Origin of the sequence: Mesorhizobium sp. M0909 (assembly GCF_040319515.1) — a bacterium.
Taxonomy (GTDB): domain Bacteria; phylum Pseudomonadota; class Alphaproteobacteria; order Rhizobiales; family Rhizobiaceae; genus Mesorhizobium.
Genome location: NZ_JAMYOA010000003.1, coordinates 393,394 through 412,597 on the forward strand (window position 1 = coordinate 393,394; position 19,204 = coordinate 412,597).

The 19,204-nt window shown below is 62.1% G+C and carries 21 protein-coding genes and 1 pseudogene; 12 read left to right on the forward strand and 10 right to left on the reverse strand.

Going from position 1 to position 19,204, the window contains the following annotated elements:
- Positions 1-11: 11 nt before the first annotated feature.
- Positions 12-2,057, forward strand: a complete 2,046-nt coding sequence (locus NKH83_RS06580; RefSeq protein ID WP_352802687.1) for an oxidoreductase — start codon at positions 12-14, stop codon at positions 2,055-2,057.
- 140 nt (positions 2,058-2,197) lie between these two features.
- Here NKH83_RS06580 and NKH83_RS06585 read toward each other — a convergent pair whose 3' ends face one another.
- Positions 2,198-2,605, reverse strand: coding sequence for a hypothetical protein (locus NKH83_RS06585; RefSeq protein ID WP_352802690.1), 408 nt, complete (start codon positions 2,603-2,605; stop codon positions 2,198-2,200).
- A 117-nt stretch (positions 2,606-2,722) separates the two neighbouring features.
- Between NKH83_RS06585 and NKH83_RS06590 the strand changes: the two genes are divergently transcribed.
- Positions 2,723-3,151 (forward strand): MarR family winged helix-turn-helix transcriptional regulator, encoded by a 429-nt coding sequence (locus NKH83_RS06590; RefSeq protein WP_352650328.1) that lies wholly within the window; start codon positions 2,723-2,725, stop codon positions 3,149-3,151.
- A 21-nt stretch (positions 3,152-3,172) separates the two neighbouring features.
- A pseudogene (locus tag NKH83_RS06595) lies at positions 3,173-3,414 on the forward strand (type II toxin-antitoxin system Phd/YefM family antitoxin).
- 5 nt (positions 3,415-3,419) lie between these two features.
- Here NKH83_RS06595 and NKH83_RS06600 read toward each other — a convergent pair.
- A complete protein-coding gene (locus tag NKH83_RS06600; RefSeq protein WP_352802694.1) occupies positions 3,420-5,492 on the reverse strand; it encodes a putative bifunctional diguanylate cyclase/phosphodiesterase in 2,073 nt (690 codons plus the stop codon).
- Positions 5,493-5,756: 264 nt separating this feature from the next.
- On the opposite strand from NKH83_RS06600, the gene NKH83_RS06605 reads away from it, so the two are divergent.
- Positions 5,757-6,944 carry a glycine C-acetyltransferase gene (locus NKH83_RS06605; RefSeq protein ID WP_352802696.1) on the forward strand — a complete coding sequence of 396 codons (1,188 nt, stop codon included), beginning with the start codon at positions 5,757-5,759 and terminating at the stop codon, positions 6,942-6,944.
- 53 nt (positions 6,945-6,997) lie between these two features.
- Positions 6,998-8,032, forward strand: coding sequence for an L-threonine 3-dehydrogenase (gene tdh / locus NKH83_RS06610; RefSeq protein WP_352802699.1), 1,035 nt, complete (start codon positions 6,998-7,000; stop codon positions 8,030-8,032).
- A gap of 67 nt (positions 8,033-8,099) precedes the next feature.
- Here tdh and NKH83_RS06615 read toward each other — a convergent pair whose 3' ends face one another.
- A complete protein-coding gene (locus NKH83_RS06615; RefSeq protein WP_352802663.1) occupies positions 8,100-8,537 on the reverse strand; it encodes a MarR family winged helix-turn-helix transcriptional regulator in 438 nt (145 codons plus the stop codon).
- 154 nt (positions 8,538-8,691) lie between these two features.
- Here NKH83_RS06615 and hmgA point away from each other — a divergent pair, with 154 nt between their 5' ends.
- From hmgA to NKH83_RS06640, 5 genes are read left to right on the forward strand one after another with little or no spacing between them, the layout of a single operon-like run.
- On the forward strand, positions 8,692-10,005 hold the full coding sequence (hmgA, locus tag NKH83_RS06620) for a homogentisate 1,2-dioxygenase (RefSeq protein WP_352509591.1): 1,314 nt from the start codon (positions 8,692-8,694) through the stop codon (positions 10,003-10,005).
- Positions 10,006-10,015: 10 nt separating this feature from the next.
- Positions 10,016-10,915 carry an MBL fold metallo-hydrolase gene (locus NKH83_RS06625; RefSeq protein WP_352802703.1) on the forward strand — a complete coding sequence of 300 codons (900 nt, stop codon included), beginning with the start codon at positions 10,016-10,018 and terminating at the stop codon, positions 10,913-10,915.
- Positions 10,916-10,963: 48 nt separating this feature from the next.
- On the forward strand, positions 10,964-11,986 hold the full coding sequence (locus NKH83_RS06630; RefSeq protein ID WP_352802706.1) for a fumarylacetoacetate hydrolase family protein: 1,023 nt from the start codon (positions 10,964-10,966) through the stop codon (positions 11,984-11,986).
- The gene (locus NKH83_RS06635) at positions 11,983-12,276 is read left to right on the forward strand and encodes a hypothetical protein (RefSeq protein ID WP_352802709.1); all 294 of its coding nucleotides are present in this window, start codon (positions 11,983-11,985) and stop codon (positions 12,274-12,276) included. The genes NKH83_RS06630 and NKH83_RS06635 overlap by 4 nt, the downstream gene beginning before the upstream one ends.
- Before the next feature lie 4 nt (positions 12,277-12,280).
- The gene (locus tag NKH83_RS06640; protein WP_352802712.1) at positions 12,281-12,835 is read left to right on the forward strand and encodes a DinB family protein; all 555 of its coding nucleotides are present in this window, start codon (positions 12,281-12,283) and stop codon (positions 12,833-12,835) included.
- Here NKH83_RS06640 and NKH83_RS06645 read toward each other — a convergent pair whose 3' ends face one another.
- The 3 genes from NKH83_RS06645 to hppD form a co-directional block, all read right to left on the reverse strand.
- Positions 12,836-13,213, reverse strand: a complete 378-nt coding sequence (locus NKH83_RS06645; RefSeq protein ID WP_352802715.1) for a type II toxin-antitoxin system VapC family toxin — start codon at positions 13,211-13,213, stop codon at positions 12,836-12,838.
- Entirely contained in the window at positions 13,210-13,434 is a 225-nt protein-coding gene (locus NKH83_RS06650; protein ID WP_254817725.1) for a type II toxin-antitoxin system Phd/YefM family antitoxin, read from the reverse strand. Before NKH83_RS06650 ends, NKH83_RS06645 begins: the two co-directional genes overlap by 4 nt.
- Positions 13,435-13,503: 69 nt before the next feature.
- Positions 13,504-14,619 (reverse strand): 4-hydroxyphenylpyruvate dioxygenase, encoded by a 1,116-nt coding sequence (gene hppD, locus NKH83_RS06655; RefSeq protein ID WP_352802718.1) that lies wholly within the window; start codon positions 14,617-14,619, stop codon positions 13,504-13,506.
- A 153-nt stretch (positions 14,620-14,772) separates the two neighbouring features.
- Between hppD and NKH83_RS06660 the strand changes: the two genes are divergently transcribed.
- The gene (locus NKH83_RS06660) at positions 14,773-15,240 is read left to right on the forward strand and encodes an Lrp/AsnC family transcriptional regulator (protein WP_254817488.1); all 468 of its coding nucleotides are present in this window, start codon (positions 14,773-14,775) and stop codon (positions 15,238-15,240) included.
- A 13-nt stretch (positions 15,241-15,253) separates the two neighbouring features.
- Here the strand turns inward: NKH83_RS06660 and NKH83_RS06665 are convergent, their stop codons facing one another.
- From NKH83_RS06665 to aztA, 4 genes are all read right to left on the reverse strand, one after another.
- Positions 15,254-15,592: a protein tyrosine phosphatase family protein gene (locus tag NKH83_RS06665; RefSeq protein WP_352802720.1), complete on the reverse strand. Its 339-nt coding sequence runs from the start codon at positions 15,590-15,592 to the stop codon at positions 15,254-15,256.
- A gap of 181 nt (positions 15,593-15,773) precedes the next feature.
- A complete protein-coding gene (gene aztC / locus NKH83_RS06670) occupies positions 15,774-16,715 on the reverse strand; it encodes a zinc ABC transporter substrate-binding protein AztC (protein WP_352802722.1) in 942 nt (313 codons plus the stop codon).
- A 22-nt stretch (positions 16,716-16,737) separates the two neighbouring features.
- Positions 16,738-17,613, reverse strand: a complete 876-nt coding sequence (gene aztB / locus NKH83_RS06675; protein ID WP_254817491.1) for a zinc ABC transporter permease AztB — start codon at positions 17,611-17,613, stop codon at positions 16,738-16,740.
- Positions 17,613-18,425: a zinc ABC transporter ATP-binding protein AztA gene (gene aztA, locus NKH83_RS06680; RefSeq protein WP_352802726.1), complete on the reverse strand. Its 813-nt coding sequence runs from the start codon at positions 18,423-18,425 to the stop codon at positions 17,613-17,615. The genes aztB and aztA overlap by 1 nt, the downstream gene beginning before the upstream one ends.
- 212 nt (positions 18,426-18,637) lie before the next feature.
- Here aztA and NKH83_RS06685 point away from each other — a divergent pair, with 212 nt between their 5' ends.
- Positions 18,638-18,982 carry a RidA family protein gene (locus NKH83_RS06685; protein ID WP_023674415.1) on the forward strand — a complete coding sequence of 115 codons (345 nt, stop codon included), beginning with the start codon at positions 18,638-18,640 and terminating at the stop codon, positions 18,980-18,982.
- Positions 18,983-19,204 lie beyond the last annotated feature (222 nt).

Genomic DNA, 19,204 nt, shown 5'->3' on the forward strand with positions numbered 1-19,204 from the left:
GCAGGAAGACGATGACTAGCAACGACCCGCTCCTCCAGCCCTATCAGCTCAAGCATCTGACGCTGAAGAACCGGGTGATGTCGACCAGCCATGAGCCGGCCTATTCAGAGGACGGCATGCCGAAAGAGCGGTACCGGCTCTACCATGCCGAAAAGGCCAAGGGCGGCATGGCGCTGACCATGACCGCCGGTTCGGCGATCGTCTCGCGCGACAGCCCGGCCGCTTTTGGCAATCTGCATGTCTATGACGACCGCATCGTGCCGTGGCTCGCCGAGCTGACCGACGCCTGCCACGAGCACGATTGCAAGGTGATGATACAGATCACCCATCTCGGCCGCCGCACCGGTTGGAACAAGGCCGACTGGCTGCCGGTCCTGTCGGCTTCGCCGGTTCGCGAACCGGCCCATCGCGCCTTTCCCAAGACTATCGAGGACTGGGACATCGAGCGCATCGTCGCCGACTATGCCGCTGCCGCCCAGCGCTGCCAGGCTGCCGGCCTCGATGGCATCGAATTCGAGGCCTACGGCCACCTGATGGACGGCTTCTGGTCGCCGGCCACCAACCAGCGCGACGATGATTTCGGCGGCTCGCTTGACAACCGGCTGCGCTTCACCGGCATGGTGCTCGACGCGGTGCGGGCGGCGGTCGGCCAAAAATTCGTCGTCGGCATCCGCATGGTCGCCGACGAGGATTTCGAGAAAGGCCTGTCGAAACAGGAGGGCGTCGAAATCGCCAGGCGGCTGGCCGGATCCGGCAAGGTCGATTTCCTCAACATCATCCGTGGTTCGATCGAGACCGATGCCGCGCTGACCAAGGTCATCCCGGTGACCGGCATGCGCTCGTCACCACACCTCGACTTCGCAGGGGAGGTGAGAGCGGCGACGAAATTCCCGACCTTCCATGCGGCGCGGATTTCCGACGTCGCCACCGCGCGCCACGCCATCGCCACTGGCAAGCTCGACATGGTCGGCATGACGCGTGCCCACATTGCCGACCCGCATATCGTCAAAAAAGTGATGGAGGGCCGCGAGCACGAGATCCGCCCTTGCGTCGGCGCCACCTATTGCCTCGACCGCATCTATGAGGGCGGTGAGGCACTGTGCATCCACAATGCGGCGACGGGCCGCGAGGCGTCGATACCGCATACTATTCCGAAAACCGAGGGACCGAAGCGGAAGGTGGTCGTCGTCGGCGCCGGCGCCGGCGGACTGGAGGCGGCGCGCGTCGCCGCCGAACGTGGGCACCAGGTGACGGTGCTGGAAGCATCGAGCCAGGCCGGCGGCCAGGTGCGGCTGGCAACGCAAAACCCGCGCCGCAAGGAATTGATCGGCATCATCGACTGGCGTCTGGCCGAACTCGACCGGCTCGGTGTCGAGATCCGCTACGATACCTGGGCGGAGAAGGACGACGTGCTGGCGCTGTCGCCCGACGTGGTGGTGATCGCCACCGGCGGGCTGCCGCAGAACCCGCCTCTGACGGCGGGCGACGATCTCGTCACTTCGAGCTGGGACATCATGGCCGGCAGCGTCAAGCCGGCCGAGAACGTGCTGCTCTATGACGACAATGGCGGCCATCAGGGCATGGGTGCTGCCGAACTGATCGCCAATAGCGGCGCCAGGCTGGAGCTGGTCTCACCGGAGCGCTTCTTCGCCCCGGAAATGGGCGGGATGAACCATGTGCCCTACATGCGCGCCTTTCAGGAAAAGGGTGTCACGGTGACCATCAACACACGGCTGCGTTCTGTGCGGCGCGAGGGCAACCAGCTGATCGCCGAGCTCGCCTCCGACTTCGCCGATGGCTGGCGCGGCGAGCGGCGGGTCGACCAGGTGGTGGTCGAGCATGGCACGCTGCCGCTCGACGATCTCTATCTGGCGCTGAAGCCGCTGTCGAAGAACGCCGGCGCGATCGATTACGAAAAACTGGTCAATGGCGGCGACATCTTCGCCGTGCGCAATCCGCAAAGTGGCTTCGTGCTCTTCCGCATCGGCGACGCAGTTGCCTCGCGTAACATCCATGCCGCAATCTATGACGGCATCAGGTTCGGCTTGCGGATCTGAGGAATATTTTGGATTGATTGGTGGCGCGCAGCCGAACCTCCGTACGGAGAGCCACCACGGTACTTTGGTCCGGGCTGCGCGCCGCGCACGCCGCCGGCCATCGCCGTGCACCGTACGATCTTGCGATTGCGGCAGGACGTTCAAAACATCCTGGCGGTGGCCATGCAGAACACGGTGATGACCAGCAGGCCGCCGGCGATGCGTTCGCCTTTTGTCATCTTGGCGCGCAACTGGGTTTGCTTCGCCGCATCAGCGCCGGCCAACTGCCTGCTGGCGGAACCCACCAGTGCGCCCTGAACCCCGGCGGCAATCAAGGCAGTCAAGATGCCGAGCGCCAGGACTTTTTCCATCGAGCCGAAAGAGCCGTTGTGGAAGAAATACCACAGCAGCAAACCCGTGACGAAAACCACGCCGGCCGCGCCCATTTGCGGCCGGAAGAAACGTTCCGCCCTGATCTCCGGTTCGCGGGCAACCGCGATGGTGGTGCCGGCCCAGAACACACCCGCCATGACGTGAAGGCCGAGGACGATGATGTAGACATATTGCATGACCGCATTTCCTCTCTTGCCCACCGCTAGGCATATTGATAGATATCAAATGATTAGATGTCAACGCATAAGCTCGAGCCGGTTCCATCGGCTTTGCCCTTGTTCTAGTGTCGGATCATGACGCCCTTTGACCGCCCGCCGATCGGGATGAATCTCGCCCGCACCGCCAAGCTGGTCGCGCAGGCTTTCGACGCTGCCTTGGTCGAAGCCGGCGGCACGCTGCCGGTCTGGGTCACTTTGCTGTCGGTCAAGTCGCGGGAGCTGGCCAACCAACGCGAGCTCGCCGGCATGATCGGCATTCGGGGCGCAACGCTGACCCACCATCTCAACGCCATGGAGACGCAAGGCCTGCTGATGCGCCGCCGCGATCCCGAGAACCGCCGGGTTCACCAGGTGGAGCTGACCCAGGCCGGAGAGGCGTTGTTCCTGAAATTGCGCACGGCCGCGTTAGCCTTCGACAAACGGCTGCGGAAAGGGCTGTCCGACGACAGGCTGGCGGAGTTTGCACAGGTGCTGGCTGCGCTGCGGGCCAATGTCGAGAGCTAGAAATTAGGCTAGGAAGACGCCATGCGCGAAATTTCGCTGAAGGATGCCAGGGCTAAACTCTCGGCGGTGCTCGATCAGGTCATCGCGGGAGAACCGGCCGTCATCACCCGGCGTGGCCGCAAGCAGGCGGCCATTCTGTCGTTCCAGACTATGAAAAACTGGCGCGTGTGCCCAGCTTTGGACAATTGCTGGCAGCATTTCCCGGTGATGAGGATGACCTTCCGCCTCGGCCCATCAGGTCGGTTCGCAAGGCCGAACCATGACGGATCTACGCCCGGCTGCCCTGCAGCACTGTCAGCCTGGCCTTTTTCGGCGTCCGTGCCACCAGCCATTCACGCACCCTTTCCGGCGGCATCGGGAAAGCGATGGAATATCCTTGCACCTGGTCGCAGCCGATCGCCATCAGCGAGTCGAGCTCGGCTTCGGTTTCGGCGCCCTCGGCAACGATCGAGATGCCGAGACCGCGGGCGAGCTCGGTGAGGGCACGCACGATCTTTGTGTTGCCGCTGTTCTCGTTGATGTTCTGGACGAAGCGGCGGTCGATCTTCAGCCGGTCGATCTCGTTTGGATTGACATGGCTGAGCGATGCGTAGCCGGTGCCGAAATCATCGAGCTCAAGATGGATGCCGGCGGCGCGGATGTGCCGCAGCTTTGCCGCGATACCGGTCTTCTCGTCGTCGAGAATGACCGATTCGACGATCTCCAGCGATAGTTTGTGCGTGGGCAGGCCGGTCCTTTCCAGCGTCCCGAACAGGAAGAGTTCGAAATCTGTCTCGCGCAGCTCCGAACCGGACACGTTGACGGCGATCCGGCCGAAGCCGATGCCTGCGCGGTTCCATTCGGCTGCTTCGTTGATCGCCTTGGCAATGACGATGCGGCCGATCTCGGGCATCAGGCCACATTTTTCCGCGACCGGAATGAACTCGCCCGGCGCGATCATGCCGCGCTCGGCATGTCTCCAGCGAACCAGAGCCTCGATGCCACTGATGGCGCCGTCCGACAGCGACACCTGCGGCTGGAAATAGACCTCGAACGCCTTCTCCGAGATGGCGGTCCTGATATCCAGCTCGAGCTGCTTGCGATAATCGAGTTCGCGCCTCAGCTCATCGGAGAAGAACGACAAACTGCCGCCGCCCTGCTTCTTGGCTGAATACAGCGCCAGATCGGCATGGACGAGCAGATCCTGCGCATTGTCGGCGTCGACAGGATAGACCGCAATCCCCGCACTTACGCCCGGATGGATCGTCGTGCCTCGAAAGACGATCGGCTTGTTGAGCTTGGTCAGGATGCGCCTGGCGACGGTATCGATGTCCTCGGTGCTGCCGGCGCCGTTGAGAATCATGACGAATTCATCGCCGCCGAGACGCACGTTGAGATCCGACGTACGGCACGAATCACGCATGCGTTGCGCAGCCGCCACCAGCACATAATCGCCGGCGGCGTGGCCGAACGTGTCGTTGATCTGCTTGAACCGGTCGAGATCGAACTGCACCACGGCAACTCGTTCACGCCGTCGCTGCGCGGCATTGATCAACGTATCGAAATGCTCGGTCAGGAAGGTGCGGTTGTGCAGGCCGGTCAGCCCGTCATGCACGGCAATAAAGGCCATGGAATTGCGCGCATCGACCAGCTCACGCGTCCTGCGCAGGATGGCGTTCGACATCGGCCTGAAAATGAAAAGCGCCACCAGCACGATGACGCCGATGGTCGAGTAGAACAATGTGCGGTTAAGCTCGAGAAGTGTTTCGGATCGCTGGTCTGCAAAGGCGCTGATGCGCTGGCCAAGTGCTGCATAGCCCGACAATGTTGCGTTGGCAACGGAAGCGTTCAGGTTGACGCGCTCCTCTCCACCTTTGTAGCCACCATTGCCGGCCATGTTGAGCCGCGATTCGAATGACGAAATCAGGCGTTCGCCGTTGGCGATAAGCCCGACCGAGAAATAGTCGAGATGGAACGGCTTGGCGAAAAGCACGCTCTCGATCGATTTGGGATCGAACCTTGCCGGCGACGCCGGATCGGCGGCGGTCCGCTCGAGCAACAGATCGTAATTCTTCTCGAACTCCACCGTCGCTTGCTTAAGCGCGGTAACCAGGGCGCGCTGTTGATCGCGCTGCGCGCTGCCTGTCGCGCCGGCAAGGAAGACGATGCGCTGCGACAGGGCTTTTTGTGTGCTGACGATATCGAGCAGCGCCTGATTGTGCCGTTGGGTCGCCATCACCTGTTGCAGCAGGATGAAGGAGGCCACGACCATGGCGGCGATGATCAGCAGAGCCAGCCAGTAGCCGGACTTGATCAGGAGTATGAGCCTGCCTGAAACGGCGTGCGCCGGCTGCTGCGACATTTTCTGATGCGGCCCTCTCGCCAACGAATTCTTGTGCGACAACCTTTGGCTTCAAAGTGTTAAAGGTTTGGGACGGCAACAGGCCGACAGCGGCGACCGTGGCGGGAAACCCGCAAAGTGGTTATTGCAATCTTTCGCAGCACCTCCGCATTTGAACATCGTGGCCTCTGCCGTGCCATTGCCGCCACCGAAGCGGTCGCTTTTACGATGGATTTTTCGTCCGCGCGGCGCGACAGTCCTCATCGATCTCAACAGGGCCTGATCATGACCGCAGCATTCCTCTCCCACATCGAAAGCGAGCTTGAAGGGCTGAAATCGGCAGGCCTCTATAAATCCGAGCGGGTGATAACCTCGACCCAATCGGCCGAGATCGAGGTGGGCGGCGAGAAGGTGCTGAATTTCTGCGCCAATAATTATCTCGGCCTCGCCGACAGCGCCGAACTGCGCGAGGCGGCCAAGCAGGCGCTCGACCGCTACGGCTACGGTATGGCGTCGGTGCGCTTCATCTGCGGCACGCAGGAAGAACACAAGCAGCTCGAGGCGACCATTTCTGACTTCCTCGGCATGGAGGACACCATCCTCTACGGCTCCTGCTTCGACGCCAATGGCGGCCTGTTTGAGACGCTGCTCGCCGAGGAGGATGCGGTCATCTCCGATGCGCTGAACCACGCCTCGATCATCGACGGGGTACGGCTGTCGAAGGCAAAGCGCTTCCGCTACGCCAACAACGACATGGCCGATCTCGAAGCGCGGTTGAAAGAGGCGCGCGACTGTCGGTTCCGGCTGATCGCCACCGACGGCGTGTTCTCTATGGATGGCATCATCGCCAATCTGAAGGGCGTCTGCGACCTCGCCGACAAATATGACGCAATGGTCATGGTCGACGACAGCCATGCAGTTGGTTTCGTCGGCAGGAATGGCCGTGGCTCGGCCGAACATTGTGGCGTCGAGGGCAGGGTGGACATCATCACCGGCACGCTCGGCAAGGCGTTGGGCGGCGCGTCGGGCGGCTACACGTCGGGCAAGAAGCAGGTGGTCGACTGGCTGCGCCAGCGCTCGCGCCCCTATCTGTTTTCCAACACGCTGATGCCGGCGATCGCCGGCGCTTCGATCCGGGTGTTCGAGATGATCCGCAATGGCGATGCGTTGCGTCAGCACCTATATGCCAACGCAGCGCGGTTTCGCTCCGAGATGGGCAGGCTCGGCTTTACACTGGCCGGCGCCGACCATCCGATCATCCCGGTGATGCTGGGCGACGCGACGCTGGCGCAGGAGATGGCGGCGCGCATGCTGAAGCGCGGCATCTATGTCATCGGCTTCTCCTTCCCGGTGGTGCCGAAAGGCCAGGCGCGCATCCGCACGCAGATGTCGGCCGCCCATTCCAGCGCCGACATTGACCGTGCGATTGAGGCGTTCGCCGCAGTCGGTCGCGAGCTCGGCGTGATTTCCTGAATGACCGGCAGTCGAAAAGCGATTCCGGATCAAGACCTTCAAGGGACTGCAGAATGTCGAACATGATGAAGGCCCTCGTCAAAGCCAAGGCCGAGCCGGGCATCTGGATGGAAGAGGTGCCGGTGCCGGAGATCGGCCCCAACGACGTGCTGATCAAGGTCCGGAAGACGGCGATCTGCGGCACCGACGTCCACATCTACAATTGGGACCAGTGGGCGCAAAAGACCGTGCCGGTGCCGATGGTGACCGGGCATGAATTCGTTGGTACGGTCGCCGATTTCGGCGCGGCGGTGACCGAATACAAAGTCGGCCAGCGCGTTTCGGGCGAGGGTCACATCGTCTGCGGCCATTGCCGCAACTGCCGGGCGGGCAGGGGGCATCTTTGCCGCAACACGCTCGGCGTCGGCGTCAATCGCCCCGGCGCCTTCGGCGAATATCTGGCTATCCCGCAGCATAATGTCGTGCCGATCCCCGACGACGTGCCGGACGAGATCGCCGCGATCTTCGATCCCCTGGGCAATGCGGTTCACACCGCACTATCTTTCGACCTCGTCGGCGAGGACGTGCTGGTCACCGGCGCCGGGCCGATCGGCATCATGGGCGCATTGGTGGCGCAATGCGTCGGCGCGCGAAAAGTGGTCATCACCGACATCAACCCGGTGCGCCTGGCACTGGCAAAAAAGCTCGGCGTCCAGCATGTCGTTGACGCCTCGAAAGAAAAGCTGCGCGATATCATGCCGGCGCTCGGCATGACCGAGGGTTTTGACGTCGGTCTTGAAATGTCCGGTGCCGCACCGGCATTCCGCGACATGATCGATACCATGAACAATGGCGGCAAGATCGCCATTCTCGGCATCGCGCCGACCGGCTTCGAGATCGACTGGAACAAGGTCATCTTCAAGATGCTGCATCTGAAGGGCATCTACGGCCGCGAGATGTTCGAGACCTGGTACAAGATGATTGCGCTGGTGCAGGGTCCTCTCAATGTCAGCGGCCTGATCACCCACCGCATCGGCATCGACGACTATATTTTCGGCTTCGAAGCGATGAAGAGTGGCAATTCCGGCAAGGTGGTCATGGACTGGTGAAGGCCCGAAGGAACACGGTGCGAACTGAAAGCTGTTCCGCCAAGGTGCCTGTAATTCTGGCAGGAACCTAGCTTTTCCCCAATGCCGCCTCCAGTGCTGCCACTCCGCCGACAATGGCCACACGCTCGGCGGGGCTCAATCTTGCCAGCAATTCCCGTTCGAACTCCTTCGCCAGCGGCACCATCTCGCGATAGGCGGCAACGCCAGCCTTGGTCAGCGCCAGATGCTCGACACGGCGGTCTTTTTCGTCAGGCGTCCGGCTGAGCCAGCGGCGCCGTTCGAGCTCGGCGACCGCGCGCGAAACCTTGGTCTTGTGCATGGCCGATTGCTCGCCGAGCGCCGTCGCCGTCATCGTGCCGTGCTGTCCAAGCCCGGCCAGCGTGCGCCATTCGGGCCGGGTCAGTCCGTGACGGTCCTTGTATATCCTTGAGAATTCGCGGCTGACGGCATCGGCAAGCCGATAGAGCCGGTAAGGCAGGAAGGATTCCAGCTCAAGGATTTCCATGGTTGGCCCTGACTGGGGATGCTGGCGGCTCATGGCGAAATCACCGTTGATGGTTACATTTTCAATGGTTACAAATGAAACCGGTATGGTCAACCCGGAGCATCTTTGCGGATGCGCAAACGATGCTCCGAGACCATGAATTCGGGAGGGTTCCATGGCCTACTCCTACATGCCGGGTTTCGGCAATGACTTCGAAACCGAGACTTTGCCGGGCTCGCTGCCGCAAGGGCGAAACTCGCCGCAGCGGCCGGCCTACGGCCTCTATGCCGAGCAGCTTTCGGGCTCTCCTTTCACCGCGCCGCGCGGCACCAATGAGCGCTCCTGGCTTTATCGGATAAGGCCGAGCGTGAGGCACACCGGTCGCTTCAAAGCGGCGAATTATCCGCTTTGGAAAAGCGCGCCGAACGTCGGCGACCACCAGCTCGCACTCGGCCAGTATCGCTGGAGCCCGGTGCCGATGCCCAAGGAGCCGACCGATTTCATTGCCGGCATGCGCTCGATCACCACCGCCGGCGACGTGCTCGGCCAGACCGGCATGGCGGCACACGTCTACGTCGCCAACCGCTCGATGGTCGACGATCATTTCTTCAACGCCGACGGCGAGTTGCTGGTCGTGCCGCAGGTTGGAGCCTTGCGCTTCGTCACCGAGATGGGGGTCATCGAACTCAGGCCGGGCGAGATCGCCGTGCTGCCGCGTGGTCTGGTGTTCAAGGTCGAACTGGTGGATGCCGAAGTGCGCGGCTATGTCTGCGAGAATTACGGCGCCAAGCTGACGCTGCCGGATCGTGGCCCCATCGGCGCCAATTGCCTGGCCAATCCGCGCGATTTCAAGACGCCCTGTGCTTGGTTCGAGGACAAGGAGACACCGTGCCGGCTGATCGCGAAATGGTGTGGCCAGTTCCATGTCACCGAGATCGACCATTCGCCGCTGGATGTCGTGGCGTGGCACGGCAATTATTCGCCCTACAAATATGATCTTGCGACCTTCTCGCCGGTCGGCGCAATCCTGTTCGACCACCCCGATCCGTCGATCTTCACCGTGCTGACCGCGCCGAGCGGCGAGGAAGGCACCGCCAATATCGATTTCGTCATCTTCCCGCCGCGCTGGCTTGTGGCGGAAAACACTTTCCGGCCGCCCTGGTATCACCGCAACATCATGAGCGAGTTCATGGGCCTCATACATGGTCAGTACGATGCCAAGGAAGAGGGCTTCGTGCCCGGCGGCATCAGTCTGCACAACATGATGCTGGCTCACGGACCCGATGCATCTGGCTTCGAAAAAGCCTCGCGCGCGGAGCTGAAACCGGTCAAGCTCGACAACACCATGGCCTTCATGTTCGAGACACGCTTTCCGCAGATGGTGACCCGCTATGGCGCCGAGCTCGAAACCCGGCAGGACAATTACATCGACTGCTGGGCCGGCCTGAAGAAGCGCTTCAACGGCACGCCCGAGGGCGACTGGTCTTGAGCGCCGTCGCGTGACGGATCGTCTGGTGCTTCTTGGCTCGAAGGGTGGTCCCGCGCTGCGGCCGGGCGGGCCGTGGCCGAGTTCGTCACTGCTGGAGATTGGCGGCCGCACCATCGTCGTCGATTGCGGGCTGGGCGTAACGCGCGGGCTGACCGGTGCCGGCATCAGCCTTCAGGCGCTCGAACTGATCTTCATCACGCATTTGCATTCCGACCATGTGCTGGAACTCGGACCGTTGATCCACACTGCATGGACGGCCGGCCTGGCAACAAAGGTCACCGTATTCGGCCCGCCCGGCACCGGCTACTATTGGCAGCGCTTTTGCCAGGCGATGGAGTTCGACATCGAGATCCGCATCGCCGATGAAGGCAGGCCGGATCTCCGCGACCTGGTCTCGATCGTCGAGTTTGGTGAAGGCCAGGTGGCGGAAGAGCGCGGTCTCAAAATATCGGCGCTGCGCGTCGACCACCCGCCGGTGACGGACTGCTTTGCGCTGCGCTTCGACCATGCGGGGCAAAGCATCGTCTTCTCGTCGGATACGGCGTTCTTTCCGCCATTGGCGGATTTCGCCCAAGGCGCCGACGTGCTGGTCCACGAGGCCATGCTGGAAGAGGGTATCGAGCGGCTGGTCGCGAAGACCGGCAACGGCGCAAGGCTGAGGGAACACCTGCTTGCCAGCCACAGCTTTGCCGAGGAAGCGGGCCGCATCGCCAGTGATGCAGGCGTCAAAAGACTGGTCCTCAACCATCTCATTCCCGCCGACGATCTCGAGATCGACGAGGCCGACTGGATTGCCGCCGTCAGGAAAACATGGGCCGGCGACTTGACGATCGCACGCGACGGCCTTGTTGTGGGGCTGGAGCATGATCCCGAAAAGTGGAAACCGGTTTTCGGAAGAGATCATGCGTAGAACAAAAAATCAAAGCAGCACCAAAGCTGCGCCAGGAGAGGAAACCGCATGAAGCTTGCCACCTTGAAGGATGGGACGCGCGACGGAAGGCTTGTCGTCGTCTCGCGCGACTTGACGCGGTTCACCGATGCTTCGTTTCTGGTGCGGACGCTGCAGGCCGCGCTTGACGACTGGCTTCGGATCGCGCCGCATCTCGCTGCCATGGCCGAATCGCTGGAGAATAATGCGGTGCCGTCTGCCCGCTTTCACGAGCATGACGCCCATTCGCCGCTGCCGCGCGCCTACCAATGGGCCGATGGTTCGGCCTATGTGAACCATGTCGAGCTGGTGCGGAAGGCGCGCGGCGCCGAGATGCCGGCAAGCTTCTGGACCGATCCGCTGATCTACCAGGGCGGCTCGGACGCTTTCCTCGCACCGCGGGACCCAATCCGCATGACCGACGAGACCCTTGGCATCGACATGGAAGGAGAGGTCGCGGTCATAGTTGACGATGTGCCGGTGGGCGCAAGCCTCGAAGAGGCGCGGGCAGCGATCCGCCTGGTCATGCTGCTCAACGATGTGACGCTGCGCGGCCTGACCGGACCCGAGCTCGCCAAGGGGTTCGGCTTCTATCAGTCGAAGCCGTCATCGGCCTTTTCGCCGGTTGCGGTGACGCCGGAGGAACTGGGCGATGCCTGGGACGGCGGCAAGGTCAGCCTGCCGCTGCTGGTCGATCTCAACGGCAAACCGTTCGGCCGGGCGAACGCCGGCATCGACATGACCTTCGACTTTCCGGCGCTGATTGTTCACGCCGCAAAAACGCGGCCGCTGGCCGCCGGCACCATCGTCGGTTCGGGCACCGTCTCCAACAAGCTCGACGGCGGGCCGGGCAAGCCTGTCTCGGCAGGCGGCGCCGGCTATTCCTGTATCGCCGAGTTGCGGATGATCGAGACTATTGAGACTGGCGAACCGAAAACGCCCTTCCTGCGCTTTGGCGATACCGTGCGCATCGAGATGAAGGACAGGGGCGGGCATTCGATCTTCGGTGCCATCGAGCAGAAGGTCGAGAAATACGAGGGGGCAAGAGAATGACGGGCGAGACATTCTACCTGCTGTGCGGTGTCTGGGCCCTTGTCATGCTGGCGATCTTCATCCAGGCAATCAGACTGAGCTACCGCATCGAGGCTCGCTCGCCCTACCTGACCAACCGCAGCGGCTTTCCGCGCAAGGCGATGATGTTTCACACCGTCACCAACACGAATGTCGCGCTGGACCAGGAAACGCAAGCCATGCGGCGGCACATGATCCGGCTTCTGCTGATCGTCATCGCCGGATTCGCGCCCATGTGGGCGGGCTTGTATTTGGTCCGGTCAGCGGCGTGAAGTCATGGACCTGCTGAACCATTTCCGCCGCATGGCAGCTAACAATCTGTGGTCCAACGACCGGCTCTATCGTGCCGTGCTGCAGCTTGAGCCCGGCGAATTCGAAGCTGAAAGGATAAGCTTCTTCCCATCGATCAAGGCAACGCTGAACCACATTCTGGCGGTCGATCACCTCTATCTCGATTTTCTCGAAGAGAGCGGCGTCGGCGCCGCCGCCCATGACGATTTTGTGCCGTTCAATGATGCCAAGGCGCTTTTTGTTGCACAGGCGGAGGCCGACCGGCGGCTGATCGCCTTTTGCGACCGCCTGTCGGCGGACGATCTCGAGCGCCGCGTTCTCACCGACCGGCGCGAGGACGGCATGATACCGGAGCGGATCGGCGATTTGCTCGCCCATCTCTTCATCCACGACATCCATCATCGCGGCCAGGTGCACGCGATGCTGTCCGGCACCTCGGTGAAACCGCCGCAACTCGACGAGTTCTTCCTCGATTATGATCTGAAACTCAGGAAAGCGGAGGTTGAGCGGCTGGGCTTGCGAGACCAACTGCTTGGATAATCATGCCAAAGCCACATCGTAACGGGCGAAATACGGGTTGGATGTCAGGATGGTGAGGTTCTCCACTTGCGCCTGCGCAATCAGAAGCCTGTCGAACGGATCACCATGGTGGTGGGGTAGGCCGCCGACGGCGTTCGCGTGCTGGAAGGTTACGGCGAGCGGCTGAAATTGCATCCTTGGAAGCAGCGTTGGCAGATCGTCCGGCGCATTAAGTTTTCTGATCGAACGTTTGATGGCAATTTCCCAGACGCTTGCCGCGCTCGCGAACACCACCGCTTCCGAAGCCAGAATAACGCGGTGGTGCTCGCTGAGACGGCGATCGTCCGAAATCGACCAGAGGATGATGTGTGTGTCGGCGAGAAACGGGCCGACCGTCATTTCACGTACTCATCCCACTCGGGACCGAGTTCATCAAAATCGTCCGCAATCCAGATCTTGCCCTTCAACGCGCCTATCCGCGGCAGGGGTTCGGCCACTGCCGGAGCTACGATACGCGCCGCCACCTTGCCGTGGCGTGTGAGCACGATCTCCTCGCCGGCTTCCGCGCGGCTGACGAGTTCCGACAATTTGGCCTTGGCTTCGGCAATAGAAACATTCATGACTCGATCCTTTATGACCATAATTTAGGTCATAATTGATCAAATCACAAGGCGCCTCGGCCGAACTGGCTACGCTGCCTTGCCGTCCACCTTCAGCACGCCGCGCTTGATCTGGTCCTGCTCGATCGACTCGAATAAAGCGCGGAAATTGCCCTCGCCAAAACCTTCGTCGCCCTTCCTCTGGATGAACTCGAAGAAGATCGGGCCGATCACTGTCTTGGAAAAAATCTGCAGCAGGATCTTGGTCGTGCCGCCGTCGACCACGCCTTCGCCGTCGATCAGGATGCCGTGCCTCTTCATCCGCTCGATAGGCTCTTCGTGGCCGTTTACGCGGGCAAAGGACATATCGTAATAGGTCTCCGGCGGGCCTGGCATGAACTTCAGGCCGTTTTCGGCCAGCCTGTCGGTGGCGTCGTAAATGTTATCGGTACCGACGGCGATGTGCTGGATCCCTTCGCCATTGTACTTCTTCAGATATTCGGCGATCTGGCTTGTCTCGTCCTTGGACTCGTTGAGCGGGATGCGGATCTTGCCGCAGGGCGAGGTGATGGCGCGGCTGACCAGGCCGGTGATCTTGCCGTCGATGTCGAAGAAATGGATCTGCTTGAAACCGAACAGGTCGCGGTAGAAATCCCACCATTTGTCCATGTTGCCGCGATAGACATTGTGGGTCAGGTGGTCGAGATAGTAGAAGCCGACGCCTTCCGGCCTAGGGTCGCGCTCGCCCAGCCAGTCGAACTCGGCGTCATAGGCCGAGCCCTTCTCGCCGTAGGCTTCGATGAAATAGAGCAGCGATCCGCCGATACCGACGATCGCCGGCACATCGAGCGTCTTGTCGTTGCCTCCATAGGGCGTCGCGCCCTTGGCTACCGCATGGTCGAAGGCATGCCTGGCATCGACCACCCGCCACGCCATCGAGGCGGCGCAAGGGCCGTGCTTGTCGACGAATTTCATGGCATGCGAGCCGGGCTCGGCATTGACGACATAATTGATGTCGCCCTGCCGCCAGACGGTGATGTTCTTGCTGCGATGCTTGGCCACCGGCACATAGCCCATACGGGTGAACAGTTCGGCGAGCTTTTCTGGCTCGGCATGCGCGAATTCGACGAATTCGAAGCCGTCGGTGCCGGCGGGATTGGTCTTGCTGATCTTGGCGGGCGGTGCGTCGTGCGGGAAGGGACCCATGGCATTGCTCCGAAATCTGGCCTGAAATCTGGCATTGGCCGCGTCGGCCATATCTGAGCGCAATCATAGCGCGGAGCGAGCGCAAATTGCTTGCATTCACACGCTTAAAATGGTCTGATTATGCGCGAGTTGTGCACTGCGGAGCCGAAATTCATGGATGAGGCGCGCATCGACCAGTTTGACCGCAAGATAATGGCTCTGCTGCAGGGCGATGCACGGCTGACCAACAACGATCTGTCGGAACGGGTGAACCTGTCGGCGTCGCAATGCTCGCGGCGTCGCCAGCGGCTGGAGGAGGACGGCTACATCAAGGGCTACCGGGCGGTGCTCGACCGCGACAAGCTCGGTTTTTCCCTTGTGAACGTCATCTCGGTGACGCTCGCCACCCATAACCGGGACAATGCGCGGCGTTTCGGCGAATTGGTGGCGCGACTGCCGCAAGTGCAGGAAGCGCACGCGCTGACGGGCGAGATGGACTATATATTGAAAGTGGTGACGCCCGACCTGAAGTCGCTGTCGGAATTCGTCAACAGCGTGCTGCTGCCGCACGAATCCGTGCAGCACGTGAAGACGGCGATCGTGCTGGAGACACTAAAGGAAACCGGCGCGCTACCGATCTGAGGGGCGCGAACGTTCACCCCTTCGACTGCTGGATCAGCCCATAAAGATTGGTGCAGCGGGCGCCGGAACGGCAGTAGGCGAAGACCGGGCCTTCGAGTTCCTCCAGCGCCTCAGCCTGGTCCTCGACATTCTCGGCCGTGATCTGGCCGCTGATGACAGGGATGTAGCGGAAGGCGAGCCCGGCGCCCTCGACCGCCGCCTTGACGGTGTCGGCCGATGGCTGGCCGGGCTGCTCATCGTCCGGCCGGTTGCAGATCACGCTCTTGAAGCCGGCGGCCTTGATGGACGCGACGTCCTCGGGCTGGATCTGGCCCGAGACCGAATAGTCCTCGCTGATCTGTCGGTATTCCATGGCGGTGTCCTCGCAATCTGGTTAGCGGCAGTCTTGCCACTCCCTGACCCGGTCGGCAATCCGCGCGAAAAGAAATCCATCCGCGCAGATAGAGATTTCGATGCCGGAAATCCAGCCGGACAGCGCCGCGTGTGCTTGGATGCGCCATACGCCAGCCGGCTGGATGAACGAGGTCGATCGCTTAGCTGCCGAGGATCGCGCCTTTGATCTGGGCGATGTTGTTGTGCATCAGGTCGATATAGGTCGCGGCCGGGCCATCGGGCTGCGACAGCGCATCGGAATAGAGCGTGCCGCCCACCTTGATGCCGGTCTCGCTGGCGATCTGCTCGATCAGCCGCGGGTTGGTGATGTTCTCGACGAAGATCGCCGCCGCCTTGTCCTGCTTCACCTGGCTGACCAGCTTGGCGACGTCAGCAGCGGAAGGCTCCGACTCGGTCGACACGCCTTCCGGGGCCAGGAAGGTCAAGCCGTAGGCCTTCTCGAAATAGCCGAAGGCGTCATGCGAGGTGATGACGACGCGCTTCTCTTGCGGGATCGACTGGATCGCCGCCTGCACTTCGCCCTCGAGCGTATCGAGCTTTTGCGTATAGGCGGCTGCATTGGCCTTGTAGCTGTCGCAACCCGCAGCGTCGGCCGTGCAAAAGGCGTCGGCGATGTTCTTCACATAGATCTTGGCGTTGGCGATCGACTGGAAGGCGTGCGGATCGGTGACCGTCTTGCCGCCATCGGTTTCCGCGCCTTCGGCGGCGTCGGCCTCGGCGAATTCGGGTTTGAAATTGATCGGCGTGACCCCCTTGGTCAGCACGGCAATCGAAGCTTTGGTGGCGCTGGCGTCGACCAGGCGCTGCAGAAAACCTTCGAAATGCAGGCCGTTGACCAGCACGATGTCGGCCTTGGCCATGGCCACCGCATCGGCGGGGCTCGGCTCGTAGACGTGGGCGTCGCCGTCCGGCCCGACGATGGTGGTCAGATCGATGCGGTCGCCGCCGACATTCTTGGCGAAATCGGCGATGATCGTGAAGCTGGCGACCACTTTCAACGGCTCAGCAAAGGCCGACGAAGCGCCAAGGGCGGTTAATGTTATAACGCTCACACCCAACGCGGTGCGGATCGATTTCAGCATGGACACTTTCTCCTTGTTGGGATCAGGCAGTTCTGTGGCGGTGATGGACGATGCGGGCGCGCAGTATGCCGCGCGTGCCGAACAGGATCGAGGCGAAATAGACGACGCCGGCGGACAGGATGATGGCCGGGCCGGAGGGCAGTGACGCATGGTAGGACAACAGCAGCCCGGCAATGCAGGAGGCAAAGCCGATCACTGTGGCCAACACGCACATCGGCTCGACGCGCGACGTCCAAAAGCGGGCCGCCGCCGCCGGCAGCATCATCAGCCCGACCGACAGCAAGGTGCCGAGCGCCTGGAAACCACCCACGAGATTGAGCACGACGAGGCCGAGAAAGATGAAATGCACCGGGCTGCCCATCCGGCTGACCGAGCGCAGGAACAAAGGGTCGAGGCATTCCGCGACCAGCGCCCGCCAGAAGATGGCGAGGCTGGCCAGCGTCACCACGACGATGCCGCCGATCAGCGTCAGCGCCTCGTTGTTGAGCGCCAATACGGTGCCGAACAGCACATGCATGAGATCGACGCTGGAACCGCGGATCGACACCATAAGCACGCCGATGGCCAGTGAAATCAGATAGAAGGCCGCCATCGAGGCATCCTCGCGCTGGATGGTGAAGCGCGAGACGGCGCCGGCGCCGAGCGCCACGATGATGCCGGCGATCAGTCCGCCGATAGTCATCGGCAGGATTTCCAGGCCATAGAACAGGAAGCCGGCGGCAGCACCCGGCAGGATGGCATGCGCCATGGCGTCGCCGGACAGGCTCATGCGCCGCAGCATCAGGAACACGCCGACTGGGCAGGCGCCGAGCGACAGCATCATCGAACCGGCGAGCGCCCGCTGCATGAAGGCGTAGTCGGCGAACGGAGCGACGAACAGACCGTAGAGCACGTCCATCACGCCGCCCTCGGCCCGGGGCCGTGATGATGGTCATGGTCATGGCCGTGTTCGTGGCCACTGTGCTGGTGATCATGCTCGCCGGGCTCACACCATGGCGCGTTGTCCTCCCAGGCCTCGTGGAAGCGGCGCGCGCGCAACAAATTCTCCGGCCGCAGCGTCTCCCTGGTCTCTCCCCAGGCGATCGGCTGGCGCGCCAGCAGCAGTGTTTCGGGGAAATTCTGCCGCACCAGATCGAGATCGTGGACCACAACCATGATCGTGCGTTCCTCGCCGTGCCAGCGCTTGATCAGCGCGATCAGGTCACCGACCGTCTTGGCATCGACGGCGTTGAACGGCTCGTCGAGCAGGATGAGCTCGGCATCCTGCAACAGCACGCGGGCAAACAGCGTGCGCTGCAGCTGGCCGCCCGACAACGTGTCGATCGGGCGCTTCTCGAAGCCGCCGAGGCCGACGGCCATCAGCGCCTCGCTGACCGAGTCGCGATCTTCCCTTGTATAACGGCCGAGCATGCCGCGTCGCGGCCACAGGCCAAGTGAAACCAGGTCGACGACACGGGCCGGAAAGGAGCGGTCGAGCTCCGATTGCTGCGGAAGGTAGGCGGCGCGCACGCCGGGCGCCCGGATCACCGCGCCCGCCATCGGCTTCAGAACGCCGACGATGCCCTTCATCAGCGTCGACTTGCCGGAGCCGTTGGCGCCGACGACCGCCGTCAGCGATCCCTTGCGGATCGTACCATTGAGGTGGTGGACCGCAGGGTGGCTGTTGTAGCCCAGCGTCAGGTCGCGGAAGGTCAGGCAGGTTTGGCTCATGTGACGATCCATGGGGCGACGATCGGTGCTGCAGGGGCGGATTCGATATGTGATGTTATTACATTAGTCAACAAGCCAATCGGGCGGAATTGCGGCCGGGCCGTCATGTTGTGTGCTTTGGCTTGGCTCAAGAAGTTCCGCTCGAGCGGCCTTGCTCCCGGCGAACTCGGCCCCTAAACAGGCGCAGCTGACAAGAGGAGAAGGAATATCCAATGAGCATTCGTCGCATCGATGTAGGCCCACGCATGAGCCAGATCGTCATCCACGGCAACACCGTCTATCTGGCCGGTCAGGTCGGCAAGCCGGGCGGAAACGTCGGTGCCCAGACCAGGGACATTCTGGCGGCGATCGACGAATTGCTGGCCAAGGCCGGCACCGACAAAACCAAGATCCTGCAGGCGATCATCTGGCTGGCCGACATGAGCACCTTTGCCGAGATGAACGCGGAATGGGACAAATGGGTGCCGCAGGGCAACACGCCGGCCCGCGCCACGGGCGAAGCGAAACTTGCCGGACCGGAATATCTGGTCGAGATCATTGTTACCGCGGCGATTTGAGAATGCGGCTCTAACCCTCCCCCTCGAGGGGAGGGTCGGCGAGTAGTCGAAGCGAAGCGGAGACTGCGAGACGGGGTGGGGTCGGCGAGGTTGCTCCGACCCCCCCCCCCCACACCAAAAAACCCCCCCCCGCAAATTTAAACCCCACCCACCCCACAAACGGGGGGGGTAGGAGATAACCCCACCCACACCCGGAAACCCCCCCCCCCCACACACGAAAAA